Source organism: uncultured Senegalimassilia sp., assembly GCF_902464545.1.
Lineage (GTDB): Bacteria > Actinomycetota > Coriobacteriia > Coriobacteriales > Eggerthellaceae > Senegalimassilia.
On the sequence record NZ_CABQJR010000002.1, the window covers coordinates 16,829 to 34,880 of the forward strand.

Sequence of the window (18,052 nt, forward strand, 5' to 3'; positions counted from 1 at the left end):
GAGGCTTTCTTGTCGGCTGGCATGCTGCGGTTGCGCGGCGTCGTGCCGGACGAAGTGGCAGATGGAGCTGCGAACGGGGCAGCGGCAGAAGCTGCGAACGAGGCGGCGAGCGAAAGGGCTTGAGATGGCGAACGAGCAGGTGGACGGCCAGGTGGACGACAGGGCGAACGAGCAGGCGGGCGGCCAGATGGGCAACTCCGCAAGCGACCAAATGGGCAACCAGGTCATCGAGCAACAGTCCCTGTTGAGCGGGGAGGCGCTGGCGGAGGCGACCGGCGATCCGGCGGCGCGCATCGAGGCGCTGCGCCGCGAGATCGAGCACAACAGCTACCTGTACTACGCCAAGGACGCGCCCGCCATCAGCGACGCCGCGTTCGACTCGCTGATGCACGAGCTGCGCGCGCTCGAGGCGGCGCACCCCGAGCTCATCGACCCGTCCAGCCCCACGCAGCGCGTGGGCGGTTACGTGGGCGAACAGTTCGCGCCCATCCAGCACGAGCGCCGCATGTACTCGCTCGACGATGCCATGGGCGCCGAGGAGCTCGACGAATGGCTGGCGCGCGTCAAGGAATTCTTCGGCACCATTCCCGAGCTGGTGTGCGAGCTGAAGATCGACGGCTCGTCGGTGGCGTTCACCTACGAGGGAGGCCGCCTTATCCGCGCGGCCACGCGCGGCGACGGCACCACGGGCGAGGACATCACGGTGAACGTGCGCACGGTGAAGGACGTGCCGCTGCGTCTGCGCGACGGCGCCATGGCCGGCATCCGCGACACCGACGTCTCCATCGAGCTGCGCGGCGAATGCTACATGCCCAAGACCAGCTTCGAGTCGCTCAACGCCGCCGCCGAGGCCAATGGCAAGCAGCCGTTCGCCAACCCGCGTAATGCCGCCGCCGGCAGCCTTCGCCAGAAGGACCCGCAGATCACGGCGCACCGCGACCTTTCCACGTTCGTGTACGCCGTGGGCGACGAGCGAAAGCTGGTGGCGGAAACGCAGTGGGACCTGCTCAAGTGGCTGGGCGAAGCGGGATTCCACGTGAACCCCGACATCGCGTTGGTGAATAGCGTGGAAGAGGTGCGCGAGTTCTGCCGCAAAAGCCTGGAGCGCCGCGACGCGCTGCCTTACGATATCGACGGCGTGGTGGTGAAGGTGAACTCGTTCGCGCAGCAGGAGGCCATGGGTTACACGGCCCGCGCGCCGCGCTGGGCCATCGCGTTCAAGTTCCCGCCTGAGGAGAAGACCACGCTTTTGCGCGACATCACCGTGCAGGTGGGCCGCACGGGCAAGCTGACGCCGGTGGCGGAGATGGACCCGGTGCTGGTGGCGGGATCGACCGTTGCCCGCGCCACGCTGCACAACGAGGACGAGGTGCTGCGCAAGGATGTGCGCGTGGGCGATACGGTCATCGTCCGCAAGGCCGGCGACGTGATCCCCGAGGTGCTGGGCCCCGTGCTCAGCCTGCGTCCGGACGATGCCCAGCCCTGGAGCATGCCCAAGGAGTGCCCGAGCTGCGGCAGCCCCGTGGTTCGCGAGGACGGCGAGGCGGATTATCGCTGCATTTCCATTGATTGCCCTGCTCAAGCGCTTGAGCGCCTGCTGCATTGGGCAAGCCGCGGTGCCATGGACATCGACGGCATGGGCGAGGAGATCGTGCGCCGACTGGTGGAATCCGGCCGCGTGAGCGACGTGGCGGACTACTACACGCTCGACGAGGTGGAGCTGGCGCAGCTGCAGACGGGCCGCACGAACAAGGAGGGCGAGCCGATCTGCCTGGGGCAGACCATCGCGAAGAAGCTGGTGGCGGCCATCGACGAGTCGCGTACGCGTCCGTTCGCCCGCCCGCTGTTCGGCCTGGGCATGCGCCACGTGGGCAAAACCATGGCAGAAACGCTGGCGCGCGCGTTCCCGAGCATGGATGCGCTGATGGCGGCAACCGAGGAGCAGCTGGCGGCGGTGGACGGCGTGGGCCCGAAGATCGCGCATTCCACGTACCTGTTCCTGCGCACGCCCGACAATGTACAGGTCATCGAGCGGTTGGCGAAGCACGGTGTGCGCTTGGCCGACGACGTGGAGGCGGAAGCCGCCGATGCGCTGCCGCAAACGCTTGAGGGGCTGACGTTTGTGCTGACCGGCAGCCTGACGCAAAGCGGCATGAAGCGCGACGAGGCCGGTGCGGCGCTGAAGGCCCGCGGTGCGAAGGTGTCGGGCAGCGTGTCGAAGAAGACGAGCTTCGTGGTTGCCGGCGAAGCGGCGGGCAGCAAGTACGACAAGGCTGTGGCGCTGGGTGTCCCTGTGCTGGACGAGGCAGCGCTGCTGCACATCATCGAGACGGGCGAAGTACCGACGGCGGATGGGGAATAGCACGCGGCAGATTCGCCTGGGGTGTTTCGCAAGCGTTGCCGGCGTGTGCTGCTTGCGGGCGTTTTTCGCGACGTTTGCCCGCACGAGAATCTACCGACCGCAGCGCGCGTTTGTTCGCGCCCGCCCCACCTGGGTCGGTTCGTCGGGTATTGCGCTTACGCAAATCTACCGGGTGCCGGTGTTTCGGGGCCGTTCGCATGAAGGAGTTACGAATTTGATATTCGTAACATCGAATCAGCGGGCGCGCCTGCTATAGTGTGTTACGGATTGATACCTCGTAACACCGGGCAGGCGCGCAATGAAATCGCAGACGTCGCGCGCCTTCGCCTGGTCGATGAAAGGATTTCTTGATGAAGAGCTTCTCCAGGCGTACGTTTTTGCAGGTGGCGGGCGTAAGCGCCGCTGCAGTGGGCTTCGGCGGCGTGCTGAGCGCCTGCGCCGGCGGCTCCAACGCGGGCTCCGGCTCCGCCGCTAGCGGGGAGCATGCCTCTCAGGTTACCGTTTCCATGCCGGTGAGCAGCGAGCCCGACGCTGGTTTCGACCCGTTCGTCTCTTGGGGCTGCGGCGAGCACGTGCACGAGCCGCTCATCCAGTCCACGCTTCTGACCACGAAGGCCGACATGGGCTTCGAGAACGACCTTGCAACGGCTTATACCTGCAGCGACGATGGCCTGACCTGGACGTTCACCATCCGCACCGACGCCAAGTTCACCAACGGCAAGCCGGTTACCGCTCATGACGTGGCCTATACCATCAACGGCGTTGCCAACAACGAGGCCAGCGAGTGCGACCTGACCATGGTCGACGAGGCTGTCGCCATTGACGACGAGACCTGCGAGATCCATCTGAACAAGCCGTTCAACGCTCTGCTGTACACGCTGGCGGTCATCGGCATCGTGCCTGATGGCGGCCATGATGCCGACTACGGCAGCAACCCGGTGGGCAGCGGCCGCTACATGCTCGAGCAGTGGGATCGCGGCCAGCAGGTCATCCTGAAGGCCAACCCCGACTACTATGGTGAAGCGCCGAAGATCGAGCGCGTCGTGGTGGTGTTCATGGAGGAGGACGCCAGCCTGGCGGCCGCCCGTTCCGGCCAGGTGGACGTCGCGTTCACGTCGGCTACCTTCGCCAACCAGCAGCCGAAGGGCTATGACTTGCTGAACTGCGCTTCCGTCGACTCGCGCGGCATCTCCCTGCCCACCATCGCGCCGGGCGCTACCAAGAAGCAGACGGGCGAGGAGTATCCTGCCGGCAACGCGGTGACGCAGGACCTGGCGCTGCGCCGCGCCATCAACTACGGCGTGAAGCGTCAGACGCTCATCGATAACGTGCTGAACGGCTACGGTCAGATCGCCTACAGCGTGGGCGACAACATGCCCTGGTCGACGGACGCCATGAAGTGCGAAGAGGACCTTGCACGCGCAAAGGCCCTGCTCGACGAGGCGGGCTGGGTAGCCGGCGCCGACGGCGTGCGCGCCAAGGACGGCGTGACGGCCGCGTTCGACCTGTACTATTCCTCCTCCGACTCGGTGCGCCAGGCCATCGCCATGGAGTTCGCCAACCAGATGAACGAGCTGGGCATCAAGGTGACGCCGAAGGGCGCAAGCTGGGACGACATCTATCAGCACCAGTTCAGCGACCCGGTCGTGTGGGGTTGGGGCTCCAACAGCCCGATCGAGGTGTACAACCTGAACTACTCCAAGGGCAACGGCAACTATTCTTGCTATGAGAACGCCGCGGTCGATGCTCACCTGAACGCCGCGCTGGCAAACCCCGTGGTCGCCGATTCGTATGACGAATGGAAGCTGGCCATGTGGGACGGCGAGAACGGCCCGGCGCCGCAGGGCGATGCCACGTGGGTGTGGTTCGCCAACGTCGACCACCTGTACTTTGTGGCCGAGGGCCTGAAGGTTGCCGAGCAGAAGCCGCATCCGCATGGTCACGGCTGGTCGATTGTGAACAACGTCGATAAGTGGAGCTGGTAGCAACTGGCTGAACGCCGCAGGGGCAGGGCGCGTGAACACACCTCCGTCCCCTGTTCATTGGCGGGGCTTGCCGTAGGGCTTGCCCCGCTTTTGCGGTTCTAGCGGATTGGTTTTGAGCTTGGAAGCCGAAGGGCTTCCGGGGAAGATTTCGAGAATTGGGACATAAGTAGGTATGACGAAGTATCTTGCTCGACATATCGTGCGGTTCGCGCTGCTCATGTTGGCAGTGGGGTTGGTGGTGTTCGCGCTGGTGAGCGCCTCGCCCATCGACCCTGTCCAGGCCAACGTGGGGCAGGCCGCATACGTGAACATGTCGGAGGCCAAGCGCGCGCAGCTGGCCAGCTACTGGGGCGGCGATGTGCCGTTTTGGGAGCGTTTCGCCAACTGGGCGGGCGCGCTTTTGCACGGCGACATGGGAACGTCGCTCAGGTTCAACGCGCCCGTGTCCGAGGTGATCGCGCATCGCGCGGCAAACTCGCTGGCGCTCATGGGTATCGCGTGGTTGGTCAGCGGTGTGCTTGGCTTCGTGCTGGGCGTCGTTGCCGGCGCGCGCCGCGGCGGCGCGGTCGACCGCGTGGTGCGCGGCTATTGCTTCCTGCTGGCGTCCACGCCCACGTTTTGGCTGGGTTTGCTCATCCTGATGATCTTCGCCGTGCAGCTGGGGTGGTTTCCCATCGGGTTTTCCGTGCCCATCGGCGTGTCGGCGGCCGACGTGACGCTGGCTGACGCGGCGCACCACCTGGTGCTTCCCGCGCTCACGCTTTCGGTGACGGGTGTGGCCAACATCGCGCTGCATACGCGCGAGAAGGTGGTCGACGTGCTGGAAAGCGATTACGTGCGTTTTGCGCGCGCCCGCGGCGAGTCCGATTTGAGCGTGGTTTTGCACCATTGCCTGCGCAACGTGGCGCTGCCGGCGGTCACGCTGCAGTGCGCGTTCATCTCCGAGATCTTCGGCGGATCGGTGCTGGTCGAGCAGGTGTTCTCGTATCCGGGCCTGGGGCAGGCGGCCGTCACCGCCGGCTTGGGCGGCGACGTTGCACTTCTGGCCGGAATCGCCCTGGTCAGCGCCGCGTTGGTGTTCGGCGGCAATCTGCTGGCGAACATCCTGTACGGTGTTTTGGATCCGCGTATGCGCGTGAGCGAAGGGAGGGCGTAATGGAAAACGTGCTCCATGCCCCTGCACAACGCAGGGCGGGCAGCCGCGTGACCACGCTGGCGGCGTGCGTTTTGGCGGCTTTTGCGCTGCTGGCCGTGGTTGCGGCGGGCATCGCGCTGTACGGCCAGGCAACGGTCACCGATTTCACCGCGAAGAACCTGGCACCCTCGCTTGAGCACCCCTTCGGCACCGACTGGATGGGCCGCGACATGTTGGCGCGTACGCTGGCTGGCCTTTCCACCAGCGTGCTGGTAGGTTTGCTGGCGGCTACCGTGTCGTCGGTGATCGCGCTGGTGCTCGGTTGCGCCGCCGCGCTCGGCGGCAAGCGCGTGGACGCTGTGGTCAGCTGGATGATCGACCTGATGATGGGCGTTCCACATATCGTGCTTTTGGTGCTCATCTCGTTCGCGCTGGGGAAGGGCTTTTGGGGCGTGACCATCGGCGTGGCCGTGACGCACTGGGCCAGCCTTGCCCGCGTGGTGCGCGCCGAGGTGCTGCAATGCCGCCAATCGAAGTTCGTCGAGGTTGCGCGCAAGCTGGGGCAAAGCCCGGCGCGCATCGCGCTTCGCCATATGGTGCCGTATGTGCTGCCGCAGTTCGTGGTGGGTTTGATCCTGCTGTTCCCGCATGCCATTTTGCATGAGGCGTCTATCACGTTCCTGGGCTTCGGCCTGCCGCCCGAGCAGCCGGCCATCGGCGTGATCTTGAGCGAATCGATGAGTTATCTGTCCACGGGCGCCTGGTGGCTGGCGGTGTTCCCCGGCCTGGCGCTCATGGCGACGGTGCTGTTGTTCGACGTGGCCGGGCAGAACCTGCGCAAGCTGGTCGACCCGCATACCGCGCAAAAGTAGGTGGGGAAGATGATGACGAAGACGAACGGCGGTGCGCCCATGGAGGCGTCGTCGGCGGGTAAGGCCGCCGAGTTGGCGCATGAGCGCACCGCGCACGAGGGTGCGCAGCTGCACCATCATCATACGCATGCGGCAACGTCGAGCCACGGTGGCGGGCATCACCTGCTGCAGGTTGAGGACCTGAGCGTGAGCTTCCGCATGTACGACGAGAACGCGCCGTACTTCAAGGCGAAGCAGCACGATGTGCAGGTGCTCCACGAGTTGAGCATCGCCGTGCACACCGGCGAGATCGTGGCCGTGGTGGGTGCGTCGGGCTCGGGCAAGACGCTTCTGGCCGATGCGGTTTTGGGCCTGTTCGAGCCCAACGCCACGGTGACGGGGCGCATCTGGTTCGACGGCGAGCGCATGGACGCGGCGGGTTTGCGCGCGCTGCGCGGGCACGGGCTGTCGCTCGTGCCGCAAAGCGTGAGTCATTTGGACCCCATGATGCGCGTGGGCAAGCAGGTCGAGGGTTTTGCGAACGACCTGTCGAAGGCCGAGTGCAAAACGCGTCGCGCGCAGCTGTTCGAGCGCTATGGGCTTGGTCCCGAGGTTGCGCGTCTGTACCCGCACGAGCTGTCGGGCGGTATGGCGCGCCGCGTGCTGCTGTGCTGCGCGCTCATGGATTCGCCGCGTGTGATCGTGGCCGATGAGCCCACGCCCGGTCTTGACCTTGACCTGGCGGTTCGTGCGCTCGACGACTTTCGCGCCTTCGCCAACGAGGGCAACGGCGTGCTGCTGATCACGCACGATATCGAGCTGGCGCTGCGCGTGGCCGACCGCGTGGCGGTGTTCAAGGACGGAACCGTGGTGGAGGAGACCGCGACGGCGAGCTTCGCCGATCCCAACTTGCTGCGCCATCCGTTCACCCGCCAGCTGTGGCATGCCCTCCCCGAGCATGATTTCGCCGTGGGCGAAAGTGCTGGCGAAGGCGGTTTCGATGGGAAGGAAGGTGGCGCGTGCTAGAGGCCAGAGACATCACGTTCGGGTATCCCGGCGCAAAACCTTTGTACAGCGGGTTCAGCCTGCAGGTGGAACCTGGCGAGCGCGTGGCGTTGCAGGCGCCCTCGGGGTTCGGCAAAACCACGCTGTGCCGCGTGCTCGCCGGGTTTGAGCGCCCGCAAACCGGTCAGGTATTGGTGGATGGGCAGCCGCTTCCGCGTCGCGGCGTGTGCCCGGTGCAGCTGATCCAGCAGCATCCCGAGCAGGCGGTCGACCCGCGCCTGCGCATGCGCAAGACGTTGGCGGAAGCGGGCGAGGTGCCGCAGCAGCTGCTTGACGACCTGGGCATCCGCGACGAATGGCTGCAGCGCTACCCCCACGAGCTGTCCGGCGGCGAGCTGCAGCGCTTCTGCATCGCCCGCGCACTGGCCACGCGCCCGCGCTACCTGATCTGCGACGAGGTGTCCACCATGCTCGACGCGGTCACCCAAGCGCACATCTGGCACGTGCTGCTCGATTACGCCGCCCGCGAAAACGCCGGCATGCTGCTGGTTTCCCATACCCCCGCGCTGACCGCCCGCATAGCAACCCGAGAAGTCGCGCTGGCGTAATGCGAACGCGTACCCGGACGCTTCGGGGACGTAGCCCTAAGCATCCGGGTTCGCGTCGGGTGCCTGGCGTCCGTGCGGGTTGCAGCTCGAGGGACGCCGCGTTCTCTCGCGGCGCTTCTTGGTGTTTAACCCGCTCCCCCGATATGCCCGGTTCCAAGATGTCGGGAAGCGCTTGGGACGTTCTTTTCCCGAAATGGCGCCCTTTTGCCCCACCCGTTTGCCCACCCGTTTTCGAAATTGCCTGGTAAACCACCCTGCTTCGTGTCTGCTGGTCGCTTTGTCCTCAGCCTATCCTTCGTCATGTCCTCCGCAAGGATGCGCGAGGGTCTTGCATGGTTTCACGAGGGAGAGGAAGGGCCATGAGCAAAACGGATGTCTCTGGAAGCGCCCAAAAAGGGCGCAAGGGACTCATCGTCACGGTTGTCGCGATCGTCGTGATCGCGCTTGCGGGTGCGGGCTTTTGGGTATGGCATCAGCAGCCGAGCTTCTGCAACGCGATCTGTCACAAGCCGATGGACCGCTACGTGGAAACGTATGAATCCGGCAACTCGTCGATGCTGTCGGCGGTTCACGCGAAGCAGGGCAAAGTGTGCCTGGATTGCCACGAGGCGAAGCTCGACGACCAGGTCGCCGAGGCCACCGCGTGGGTGTCCGGCGACTTCACCGACCCCGTTGCCGAGAATACGTTCCAATACAACGAGAGTTTCTGCCTGAACGAGTCGTGCCACAACATGACGCGCGACGAGCTCACCGAATCCACCAGCGATATGGCGTTCAACCCGCATGTGCAGCAGCATGGCGATATCGACTGCGGCGAATGCCATAAGGCGCATTCCGAGTCCGTGATGTACTGCACGCAGTGCCATGCCGAGGCCGAGGTGCCCGATGGCTGGATGTCGTACAGCGACTACATGAGCGCGAAGCAGAGCTAGGGGGAACGGAATGACTACGAACGATATGACGCTTGACGCACGTCGCGGCCTGAGCCGCCGCCAGTTCGTCGGCCTTGCGGGCCTGGGGCTGGCAACCATCGCGCTTGGCAACCTGACCGGCTGCTCGAAGGGCGCGACGCAGTACGTCTACGATGTGGTGGTCGTCGGTTCCGGCGGTTCGGGAACCACATCGGCCGCCTTCGCCGCTAAAAACGGCGCGAAGACGGTGTGCATCGAGAAGCTCGGCTGGCAGGGCGGTTCCAGCTCGCTTGCGCTTGGCACGTTCTACGGCTCGGGCACGGTGCAGCAAAAGGAGCTCGGTATCGACGACACGCCGGATGACTACTACAACTATCTGCTCACGCGCAACGCCGACAAGGTCGACCTGGCTATGAACCGCTTCATGGCCGATCACTCCGGCGAGACGATCGACTGGCTGCGCGAGGATCTGAAGGTCCCGTTCAAGGACGAGATCAAGGGCAACGGCAAGGACAAGGTCAAGCGCGGGCACATGTGCAAGAACAACGCCGATGATGCGCTGAAGGCCGTGACGCAGCTGGCCAAGGAGCAGGGCGTGGACTTCCATTTCGATACCGATGCAACCGCGCTCATCGTGGACGAGTCGACGGGCCGCGTCGTGGGCGTGCGCGCCGAAAAGGCGGGCAAGGAGGTCATCTACAACGCCAAGGCCGTCATCATCGCGTCGGGCGGTTTCTGCCGCAATCCCGAGATGATTGCGAAGTATTGCCCTGATTACGTTGGCGTTTACACGGAAGTGGGTATCGGCCTTGACGGTTCCGGGCTGCAGATGGGGCTGGACATCGGTGCGGCTTACACGGGTCACGGCGGCACGAACGGTATTCTGGCGTGTCCGGTCGAGCCTGGCCAATCCAAGTTGATCAGCGCCAAGGCGCTGTGGGTCGACTCGAAGGGCAAGCGTTTCGTGAATGAAGGCGGCCAGACGCACGACATCTATTATCAGGTGGCGCACTTCGATGACCAGCAGTTCTTCGCCGTGTACGACCAGGCAATGGTCGACGGCTTGACCGATAAGCTCAAGAAGAAGGTTGCTATGGGTCTTGAGCAGGGCATGTTCGCCAAGGGCGACACCGTCGAGGCCGCAGCGGCGCAGCTGGGTGTGGACGGCGTGGCGTGCTCCGAGACGCTGGCGGCGTACAACGAGATGGTCGCATCGGGCGCCGACACGCAGTTCAAGAAGGGCGCGGCGAACCTGGTGGCGTTGACTCAGGCGCCGTATTACCTGCTCAAGATGGGCGTGTGCACCCACGGTTCGTTCGGCGGTTTCGATATCAACACCGACTTCCAGGTGAAGAACGAACAGGGCGAGATTATCCCCGGTCTGTACTCTGCCGGTGAGGTATGCTGCGGTACCTTCATCTACGATGACTATCCGGCGGGCGGCTGCGGCTTGAACTTCGCCTACACGTCCGGCCGCTTCGCGGGCGCGAACGCGGCGAGCGAGGCGTTGAGCGCGTAAGGAGGACGTGTCGAGCGTGGGCAAGTCGTTGGCGGCAACGGGCGGTACCGGGTAAACGCGGATGCAGCGGGTTCGTTCGCGCGCGTTCATCGTGACCGTACGGTTGCGATGTGTCCCGAGCAAAGCACGCCCGTGATGAGCTAGCGAAATAGCAAGGCGATAAGGCGCCGCGGTTCGAAATGCGGACCGTGGCGCCTTTGTGCGCCTCTTGATGTGCAAAAAAGGTATACTGCCGGAAATAAGGGAGAAGTCCGGGAGAGGGCTCAGTGGGAAGCAAGTTTGAGAACATACGCGAAGTTCGCAGGACCGATGCCGACGGGTCGCGCGCAGCCGAAAGGGCGGCTGCGCGCACGGCGATGCATCAGGCGCTCGAAGGCTGTACTCTTGCGTTTTTCGGCCTTGCGGTGGTGCGCATCTGGATTCAGTGCAACCTGTACGGCAATTACGTGCTGTCCGATGCCGGGCTGGTCAGCGTCGTCATCAACTTCGTGCGCATCGCGTTCACCGTTTTGCTGGTGGCGTTCGCCCTGCGTGGCTTGATAGGGCGTCGGTCCGCGAAGGCGCTCGAATGGTTCTCCGTTACGGCCATGACGTTGGGCAGCGTGCTGTTCTTCTTGAACGGGACGCTTGCTTCCGATGCGGTGCTGTACGCGGCGTGCACGTGCGCGGGGCTGGGCATCGTGTGGGGTGGCGGTATGTGGATGGCGTTCTACCTGCGTTTGCGTCCGCGAACGGCTTTGTTGTGCGCATTGGGCTCACTGGCATTGGGGTCGTTGGGCGGTTTCGTCATGGGCGCTTTGCCGCGCTCGACGTGTTATCTGGTCGGAGTGTTTCTGCCCACGGTTTCATACGTGTGCTTCGGGCGGTCGATGCGCGTGGCCGACGAGCGCGGATGGCCGCAGGCTCCGAGCGGCGTCTCGTCGTCGCGCGAGTGCCCCGAGTTCGCGATCGCCTCGAAGGCGTATGGGGCGGAATCGCGCGTCGATTTCTTGCGTCTGTTGGCCGGATTGGCATTGTTCATGCTGGTCATGGGCGTGTCGCGAGGTTTTCCGTTTGGTGAATCGATCGCATTGCCGCTGGGGATGCAGTTGTTGCACCAAGGTGGCGTGGTTGTGCTGTGCGGGGTGTGGGCGTGGGCTGCGCTGTGCCGCGGCCGTGCTGTTTCGTCGGCGACGCTGTGGCGCTTTGAGGTGGTAGCGGCATCGGCGGGCGTGGTGTTGATGGCCACGCTGGAATGGTGGGGGCTTGCCGGCGGCGCGGCGCTCGTGTCCATCGCCAACACCATGACGCTCGGCATTTTGTGGGTCATCTGCTATGACATCGCGCGCCATTCCCCGTGGAACCCGTATGCGGTGCTCGGTGTGTGCTGGGCGGTGTTTCTGCTCGCGCGCGAAGTCGGGCGCTGGGGCATCCTGGTTTTCGCGCCGCAAAGCTCGGTGATGACGCTGTTGGCCGCATTGATGGTGTGCGTGCTGTCCATTTCCATCGCGGTGCTGCTCGGTGACAACGTTCCGCGCTCTCGAGCGTTGCTGACGGGATTTCCCGGCGAGGAAGCAGGCGAAGGCGGGACAGCTAGCGAAGGCGATGCGAGGCCTGCGGGTTGTGCCGCGACGGGTAGCGCCGCTGGTCGCACGGGCGTTGCGGCTGCCGGCGGCGAAGGCGATGCCATCGAGCTGCCGATTGCCGAGCGTTGCGAAGCGCGGGCGGAAGGCGATGTCGGGTCGGGCCTTGTGGGCGATGTCATCGAGTCGGAGCGGAATCGTGAGGCGGTCTTGCATGCGGCAGACGACGGGGGCGTCGTGCGGTTGATCGCGGGGTTCGGACTGACGCGCCGTGAGGCTGAGGTGGCTCTTATGCTTGCGGAGGGCAAAAGCAAGGTCGCGATCGCGGAGCTGCTGGTGCTTTCCGAGAACACCGTGCGCAGCTATGCGAAAAACGCTTACATGAAAATGGACGTGCACAGCAAACGGGAGCTTCAGCAAACCATTCGCGAAATGCGCTAGCATAGCGCGGGCGCGACACAGAGTGCTTTTTTCGCTTGCCTCACCGCTGCTTGCTTCAATCAGCGAACAGGTGTACGATGTTTTTGCCGTGATGTTGCTGTGGGGCGGGCAACCCTTGTGGTAACTTGCGGTAGACACACCACAAGGGGAATACGAGAAGCGAAAGAACGGTATGGCAAAAAGCACGGTCAATTACGGTAACGACAGCATCCGCCAGTTGAAGGACGAGGAGCGCGTACGCCTTCGTCCGGCGGTCATATTCGGCTCCGACGGCCTTGACGGCTGCGCTCATGCCGCGTTCGAGATCCTGTCGAACTCGGTCGACGAGGCGCGCCAGGGCTACGGTAACCTGATCACCCTTACCGCCTTCGCCGACGGCTCCATCCAGGTGGAGGACAACGGCCGCGGCTGCCCGCTTGACTGGAACCCCACCGAGAAGCGCTTCAACTGGGAACTGGTGTTCTGCGAGCTGTACGCGGGCGGCAAATACGACAACAACCAGGGCGGCGACTACGACTTCTCGCTGGGAACCAACGGCTTGGGCTCGTGCGCCACGCAGTACGCCTCCGAGTACATGGACGTCACCGTATGGCGTGACGGCAACAAGTATCAGCTGCACTTCAAGAAGGGCAAGGTCGTCGGCGCCAAGAAGAAGGCCCTGCAGGTCGAGCCCACCGACGAGACGCGCACCGGCACCACCATCAAATGGCGTCCCGACCTGGAGGTCTTCACCGCCATCGATATCCCCGACGACTGGTATCGCGAAACCATGCGCCGTCAGGCGGTGGTCAACGCCAACGTCACGTTCCGCCTTCGCATCGAGGGGCAGGACGGCGTCTTCTCCGAAGAGGAGTTCTGCTACCCCAAGGGCATCGAGGACTACGTGATGGAGAAGGTGGGCCACGACTACCTGACCGAGCCCTTCTTCATCCAGGCAGACCGCCGCGGCCGCGACCGCGATGACCTGCCCGACTACAACGTGAAGATCACCGCGTGCCTGTGCTTCTCGCGCACGTTCCAGATGCAGGAGTACTACCACAACTCGTCGTGGCTGGAAAACGGCGGCTCGCCGGAGAAGGCCGCGCGCAGCGCCCTGACCAGCGCAATCGATGCCTATATCAAGCAGCAGGGCAAATACAACAAGAATGAAAGCGCCATCAAGTGGCAGGACGTGCAGGATTGCCTGGTGCTCGTGACCAACTGCTTCTCCACGCAAACGTCCTACGAGAACCAAACGAAGAAGGCCATCAACAACCGCTTCATCCAGCAGGCCATGACGGCGTTTTTCAAGGAACGCCTGGGCACGTACCTGATCGAGAACAAAGAGTCCGCCGACAAGATCATGGAGCAGGTGCTCATCAACAAGCGCTCGCGCGAGAATGCGGAGAAGACGCGCCAGAGCATCAAGACCAACCTGCAGCAGAAGACCGACATGGCCAACCGCGTGCAGAAGTTCATCGACTGCCGCTCCAAGGACAAGGGCCGCCGCGAGGTCTACATCGTAGAGGGCGACTCGGCAGCAGGCGCCATCCGCACGTCGCGCGACGCCGAGTTCCAGGGCGTCATGCCGGTGCGAGGCAAGATCCTCAATTGCCTGAAGGAGGATTACCCGCGCATCTTCAAGTCCGAGATCATCATGGACCTGCTGCGCGTGCTTGGCTGCGGCGTGGAGGTTAACGACCGCCGCATGAAGAACCTTGGCACCTTCGACCTGGACAACCTGAACTGGAGCAAGGTCATCATCTGCACCGACGCCGACGTCGACGGCTACCATATCCGCACGCTTATCCTGGCCATGCTTTATCGCCTGGTGCCCACGCTCATCCGCGAGGGGTTCGTCTACATCGCCGAATCGCCGCTGTACGAGATCAACTGCAAGGAGAAGACCTACTTCGCCTACACCGATCTTGAGAAGAACAACATCCTGAAGGAAATCGACGGGCAGAAGTGCTCCATCAACCGCTCCAAGGGTCTTGGTGAGAACGATCCCGACATGATGTGGCTCACCACCATGAACCCCGAGACGCGTCGCCTGATCAAGGTGGAGCCCGAGGATGTCGAGCGCATGGAAACCATGTTCAACCTGCTGCTGGGTAACGACGACGAGGGCCGCAAACGTCACATCGCCGAGCATGGCAGGGAATACCTCGACCAGCTTGACCTGCAATAAGGCGCCTTTCGCAAGGCTGTTGAAGATCTAAACCGGCGGCCGCCCGCAAGACGGCGCCCGCCCATTCGCATCAAGGGGAGACCGTGGCAAGAAAGACCAAAGCACAACCGAAGAAGAAGCATGTGGACAACCCCAACGTGATCGGCCTGCACTCCGAGGTTTTGGAGCAGCCCATCACGCAAACCCTCGAAGTGAACTACATGCCCTACGCCATGAGCACCAACGTGTCCCGCGCGTTCCCGGAGATCGACGGGTTCAAGCCGTCGCACCGCAAGCTTCTGTACACCATGTACAAGATGGGCTTGCTCAACGGCGCGCGCCAGAAGAGCGCCAACATCGTCGGCCAGACCATGAAGCTCAACCCCCACGGCGATTCGGCCATCTACGAAACCATGGTGCGCCTTGCCACGGGCAACGAAGCTTTGCTCACGCCCTTCGTGGAATCCAAGGGCAACTTCGGTAAGTACTACTCCGGTGACCTGAGCTACGCCGCCTCGCGTTACACTGAGGCGAAGCTTTCCCCCATTTGCGCCGAGATCTTCAAGGACATCGACAAGGACCCGGTCGACTTCATGGACAGCTACGACGGCGCCATGAAGGAGCCGCGCCTGCTGCCCACCACGTTCCCCAACATCTTGGTGTCGGCGAACAAGGGCATCGGCGTTGCCATGGCCTCCGACATTTGCGGCTTCAACTTGAACGAAGTGTGCGAAGCCACCATGCACTTCCTTGAGGACCCTGACTGCGACCTGCAGAAATACATGCCTGCGCCCGACTTCTCTACCGGCGGCGAGATCATCTACCGCCGCGAGGAGATGGATCGCATCTACAACACGGGCCTGGGCAGCTTCCAAATCCGCTCGCGCTGGCGCTACCTGCCCGACGAGCGCATCATCGAGGTGTACGAGATCCCTTACACCACGAAAACCGACATCATCATCGAGCGCATCGTCAAGCTGGCGAAAGAGGGGAAGGTGCGCGAGATCGCCGACATCCGCGATGAGACCGACCTTTCCGGCCTGCGCATCGCCATCGACCTGAAGCGCGGCGTCGACCCCGAGCTGCTCATGGCGAAGCTGTTCCGCTCCACCACGCTGCAGGATTCGTTCTCGTGCAACTTCAACGTGTTGGTGGACGGGTATCCGCGCGTTATGGGCGTGCGTCAGATTCTGCAGGAGTGGGTTGCGTGGCGCGTGGATTCCACGCGGCGTCGCATGAATTTCGACCTGGGGAAGAAGAGCGACCGACTGCACCTGCTGCACGGCCTTGAGGCTATTTTGCTGGACATCGACAAGGCCATTGCCATCATCCGCAACACCAAGCTGGAGGCCGAGGTCGTGCCGAACCTGATGAAGGGCTTCGGCATCGACGAGGTGCAGGCCGAGTTCGTGGCCGAACTGAAGCTGCGCAACATCAACGAGGAGTACATCCTCAACCGCACAAAGGACATCGCGAAGCTGGAAGGCGACATCGCCGAGCTGAAGGAGGTCCTGGCCAGCGAGCAGAAGATCAAGCAGGTCATCAGCGACGAGCTTGCCGCGGTGAATAAGAAGCACGTGGCGCCGCGCAAAACGGGCCTGGTCGAGCCGGGCGACATCGTGGAAGTCAGCCTGGAGCCCGAGGTGGAGGAATATCCCGTCACCATGATGCTCTCGCGCGACGGCTACCTGAAGAAGATGACCGAGCGCGTGCTGCGCAAGGCCACCACGCTGAAGTACAAGGACGGCGACGAGCCCTTCATCGAGTTCCCGTCGTCGAACACCCACGAGCTGCTGGTGTTCACCGATCAGCGCCAGGTGTACAAGTGCAAGGTGGCGCAGTTCGAAGACACCAAGTCGGCGCAGCTGGGCTCGTACCTGCCCACCGACCTGGGGATGGATCCCGACGAGAGCGTGATCTGGGTAATCGACCCCGAGGACTACAAGGCCGACGTGTTGTTCGTATTCGAGAACGGCCGCGTGGCGCGCGTGGCCTTGGCGGGCTACGTAACGAAGACCAACCGCAAGCGCTTGAAGAACGCCATCTACGGCGGCAGCAAGCTGTTGTTCGCAACTGTGCTGAAAGAGGACCGCGACCTGGCCTTGGTGTCAAGCGACCAGCGTTTGATCAACTTCAACACCTCGCTGCTGAAAACCAAGACCACCAACAGCACGCAAGGTGTTCTGGCATTCACTGCGAAGAACGGCCGCATTGTGACCATGGTGGGCACGGCCGAGGAGTTCCTGGGCGGTACCGCCAGCGTGGAGAAATTCCGCGCGGCAAGCCTGCCCTCCTCCGGCTCGCCCATGAAGGAAACGGACATGAAGAGCCTGTTCGACTTGGAGTAGCGTGCAGGCATGAGACGGCCGGCGCGGGGCGATACGCTTCACGCCGGCCGTTTGATTTGACTGCTGTTCTGTTTTATCCGTTGCCGTTTTGTCGCGCCTCGGTTTGCGGTCAGCGCTGTTGTTAGCTGCGAGCTAATGGGTCGGTGCAGATGTCTCGAGGGCCGATTCGGGCACTGCTGCCGAATCGGTTAGGAGGCTTGCGGGGCGCTTTCGTAAGGTTTGGCGTACTGAGAGCGGGCATGCTTGCAAGGTCTATGTAAGGCGGGTGCCTCATACTCAAGGTGATTCGATACTTGAGACCTGAGCGAGGCGGTTCTATAATGCAAGACAAAAGTAGTGCCTTATGAACGAGGTATTCGTGCACGAGCATGCGCTCATGCACGGGCTGTCCGAGGAGCAGGTGCTGCACGCGTGGCGAAATGCCGTATCGGTTGCTCGACGCGGTTGTGAAAGCGGCGAGGTCGATTTCGTGGCCATTGGATTCGATCAGCATGGCAGGGCCATTGAGATGACGGGACGGATAAAATCGTTCGGTGTGCTGATATTCCATGCAAACACGCCGCCGACGACGCGTGCACTCAAGGAATTGGGGTTGGGAGGGGGCGATCGTGGCTGTGGTCACTGATAAGGATCTGCGCTCTCGATTCTCGTTTTCGGAAAACGAGATAGCGCAGTTGCATGCAGACGCTGAAAAGTACGAAAGCGGCGAATGGCCGGAGGGCGAGACCGTGCTTATCGGTAGGCCGTGCGTGTACGGCGAACGTATGAAGTCCATAACGTATCGCGACACCGAAGCGGAGGTTCGCCGCATGGACGAGCGTGCGAAAAGCCTGTCCATGAGCCGTTCCGACTACTTGCGCTATCTAGTGCGCAAAGACTTAGAAGGTTGATTCTGCTTGCGGGATCGTTGTTTTCTTGTTGTAGATGCCGGCAATGGCTCCAGGCAAGCAGTGTCGCTGGATGCCCGTTGATGAGATGTTCGCAGATGCGCACATTCGCCAGGTTAATGGCGATGCGATAATCGCTGTGCGCGATTAGTTGTTGACGCGACCGCGAAAATGCCCTTGCTGTCCCGTGCATAGTACAGCTATTGGAAATCCTTGCGAGATGATGGTACATGGTCTGAGCTGTGCGCGGAGCAGGCCCTGTGATGCGGCTTTCAACGAAAGGGGTTGC

At 63.0% G+C, this 18,052-nt stretch carries 13 protein-coding genes; all 13 read left to right on the forward strand.

Annotation, left to right across the window (positions count from 1 at the left end):
* Positions 1–124 precede the first annotated feature (124 nt).
* Entirely contained in the window at positions 125–2,362 is a 2,238-nt protein-coding gene (gene ligA, locus RDW26_RS00770; RefSeq protein ID WP_307982095.1) for an NAD-dependent DNA ligase LigA, read from the forward strand.
* 350 nt (positions 2,363–2,712) lie between these two features.
* Positions 2,713–4,347: an ABC transporter substrate-binding protein gene (locus RDW26_RS00775; RefSeq protein ID WP_307982097.1), complete on the forward strand. Its 1,635-nt coding sequence runs from the start codon at positions 2,713–2,715 to the stop codon at positions 4,345–4,347.
* Between the two features lie 172 nt (positions 4,348–4,519).
* A complete protein-coding gene (locus RDW26_RS00780; RefSeq protein WP_307982099.1) occupies positions 4,520–5,503 on the forward strand; it encodes an ABC transporter permease in 984 nt (327 codons plus the stop codon).
* Positions 5,503–6,354 carry an ABC transporter permease gene (locus RDW26_RS00785; protein WP_307982101.1) on the forward strand — a complete coding sequence of 284 codons (852 nt, stop codon included), beginning with the start codon at positions 5,503–5,505 and terminating at the stop codon, positions 6,352–6,354. The genes RDW26_RS00780 and RDW26_RS00785 overlap by 1 nt, the downstream gene beginning before the upstream one ends.
* Positions 6,355–6,363: 9 nt before the next feature.
* Positions 6,364–7,359 (forward strand): ATP-binding cassette domain-containing protein, encoded by a 996-nt coding sequence (locus tag RDW26_RS00790; protein ID WP_307982103.1) that lies wholly within the window; start codon positions 6,364–6,366, stop codon positions 7,357–7,359.
* The gene (locus RDW26_RS00795) at positions 7,353–7,946 is read left to right on the forward strand and encodes an ABC transporter ATP-binding protein (RefSeq protein WP_042435398.1); all 594 of its coding nucleotides are present in this window, start codon (positions 7,353–7,355) and stop codon (positions 7,944–7,946) included. Before RDW26_RS00790 ends, RDW26_RS00795 begins: the two co-directional genes overlap by 7 nt.
* A 359-nt stretch (positions 7,947–8,305) precedes the next feature.
* On the forward strand, positions 8,306–8,878 hold the full coding sequence (locus RDW26_RS00800) for a cytochrome c3 family protein (RefSeq protein WP_307979732.1): 573 nt from the start codon (positions 8,306–8,308) through the stop codon (positions 8,876–8,878).
* Positions 8,879–8,888: 10 nt separating this feature from the next.
* Complete coding sequence (locus RDW26_RS00805) at positions 8,889–10,376, forward strand: FAD-dependent oxidoreductase (protein ID WP_307982106.1); 1,488 nt, start codon at positions 8,889–8,891, stop codon at positions 10,374–10,376.
* Positions 10,377–10,642: 266 nt separating this feature from the next.
* Positions 10,643–12,379, forward strand: coding sequence for a helix-turn-helix transcriptional regulator (locus RDW26_RS00810; protein ID WP_307982108.1), 1,737 nt, complete (start codon positions 10,643–10,645; stop codon positions 12,377–12,379).
* 172 nt (positions 12,380–12,551) lie between these two features.
* Complete coding sequence (locus RDW26_RS00815) at positions 12,552–14,549, forward strand: type IIA DNA topoisomerase subunit B (protein ID WP_114620061.1); 1,998 nt, start codon at positions 12,552–12,554, stop codon at positions 14,547–14,549.
* Positions 14,550–14,632: 83 nt separating this feature from the next.
* Positions 14,633–16,876, forward strand: a complete 2,244-nt coding sequence (locus RDW26_RS00820; protein ID WP_042435418.1) for a DNA gyrase subunit A — start codon at positions 14,633–14,635, stop codon at positions 16,874–16,876.
* 343 nt (positions 16,877–17,219) lie between these two features.
* The gene (locus RDW26_RS00825; RefSeq protein WP_307979736.1) at positions 17,220–17,501 is read left to right on the forward strand and encodes a hypothetical protein; all 282 of its coding nucleotides are present in this window, start codon (positions 17,220–17,222) and stop codon (positions 17,499–17,501) included.
* Complete coding sequence (locus RDW26_RS00830; protein ID WP_042435424.1) at positions 17,485–17,766, forward strand: hypothetical protein; 282 nt, start codon at positions 17,485–17,487, stop codon at positions 17,764–17,766. Before RDW26_RS00825 ends, RDW26_RS00830 begins: the two co-directional genes overlap by 17 nt.
* Positions 17,767–18,052: the final 286 nt, after the last annotated feature.

Coding starts and splice junctions, on each gene's coding strand:
- ligA (WP_307982095.1), top strand. CDS start 125: ATGGCGAACGAGCAGGTGGACGGCCAGGTGGACGACAGGGCGAACGAG.
- RDW26_RS00775 (WP_307982097.1), top strand. CDS start 2,713: ATGAAGAGCTTCTCCAGGCGTACGTTTTTGCAGGTGGCGGGCGTAAGC.
- RDW26_RS00780 (WP_307982099.1), top strand. CDS start 4,520: ATGACGAAGTATCTTGCTCGACATATCGTGCGGTTCGCGCTGCTCATG.
- RDW26_RS00785 (WP_307982101.1), top strand. CDS start 5,503: ATGGAAAACGTGCTCCATGCCCCTGCACAACGCAGGGCGGGCAGCCGC.
- RDW26_RS00790 (WP_307982103.1), top strand. CDS start 6,364: ATGATGACGAAGACGAACGGCGGTGCGCCCATGGAGGCGTCGTCGGCG.
- RDW26_RS00800 (WP_307979732.1), top strand. CDS start 8,306: ATGAGCAAAACGGATGTCTCTGGAAGCGCCCAAAAAGGGCGCAAGGGA.
- RDW26_RS00805 (WP_307982106.1), top strand. CDS start 8,889: ATGACTACGAACGATATGACGCTTGACGCACGTCGCGGCCTGAGCCGC.
- RDW26_RS00815 (WP_114620061.1), top strand. CDS start 12,552: ATGGCAAAAAGCACGGTCAATTACGGTAACGACAGCATCCGCCAGTTG.
- RDW26_RS00825 (WP_307979736.1), top strand. CDS start 17,220: ATGAACGAGGTATTCGTGCACGAGCATGCGCTCATGCACGGGCTGTCC.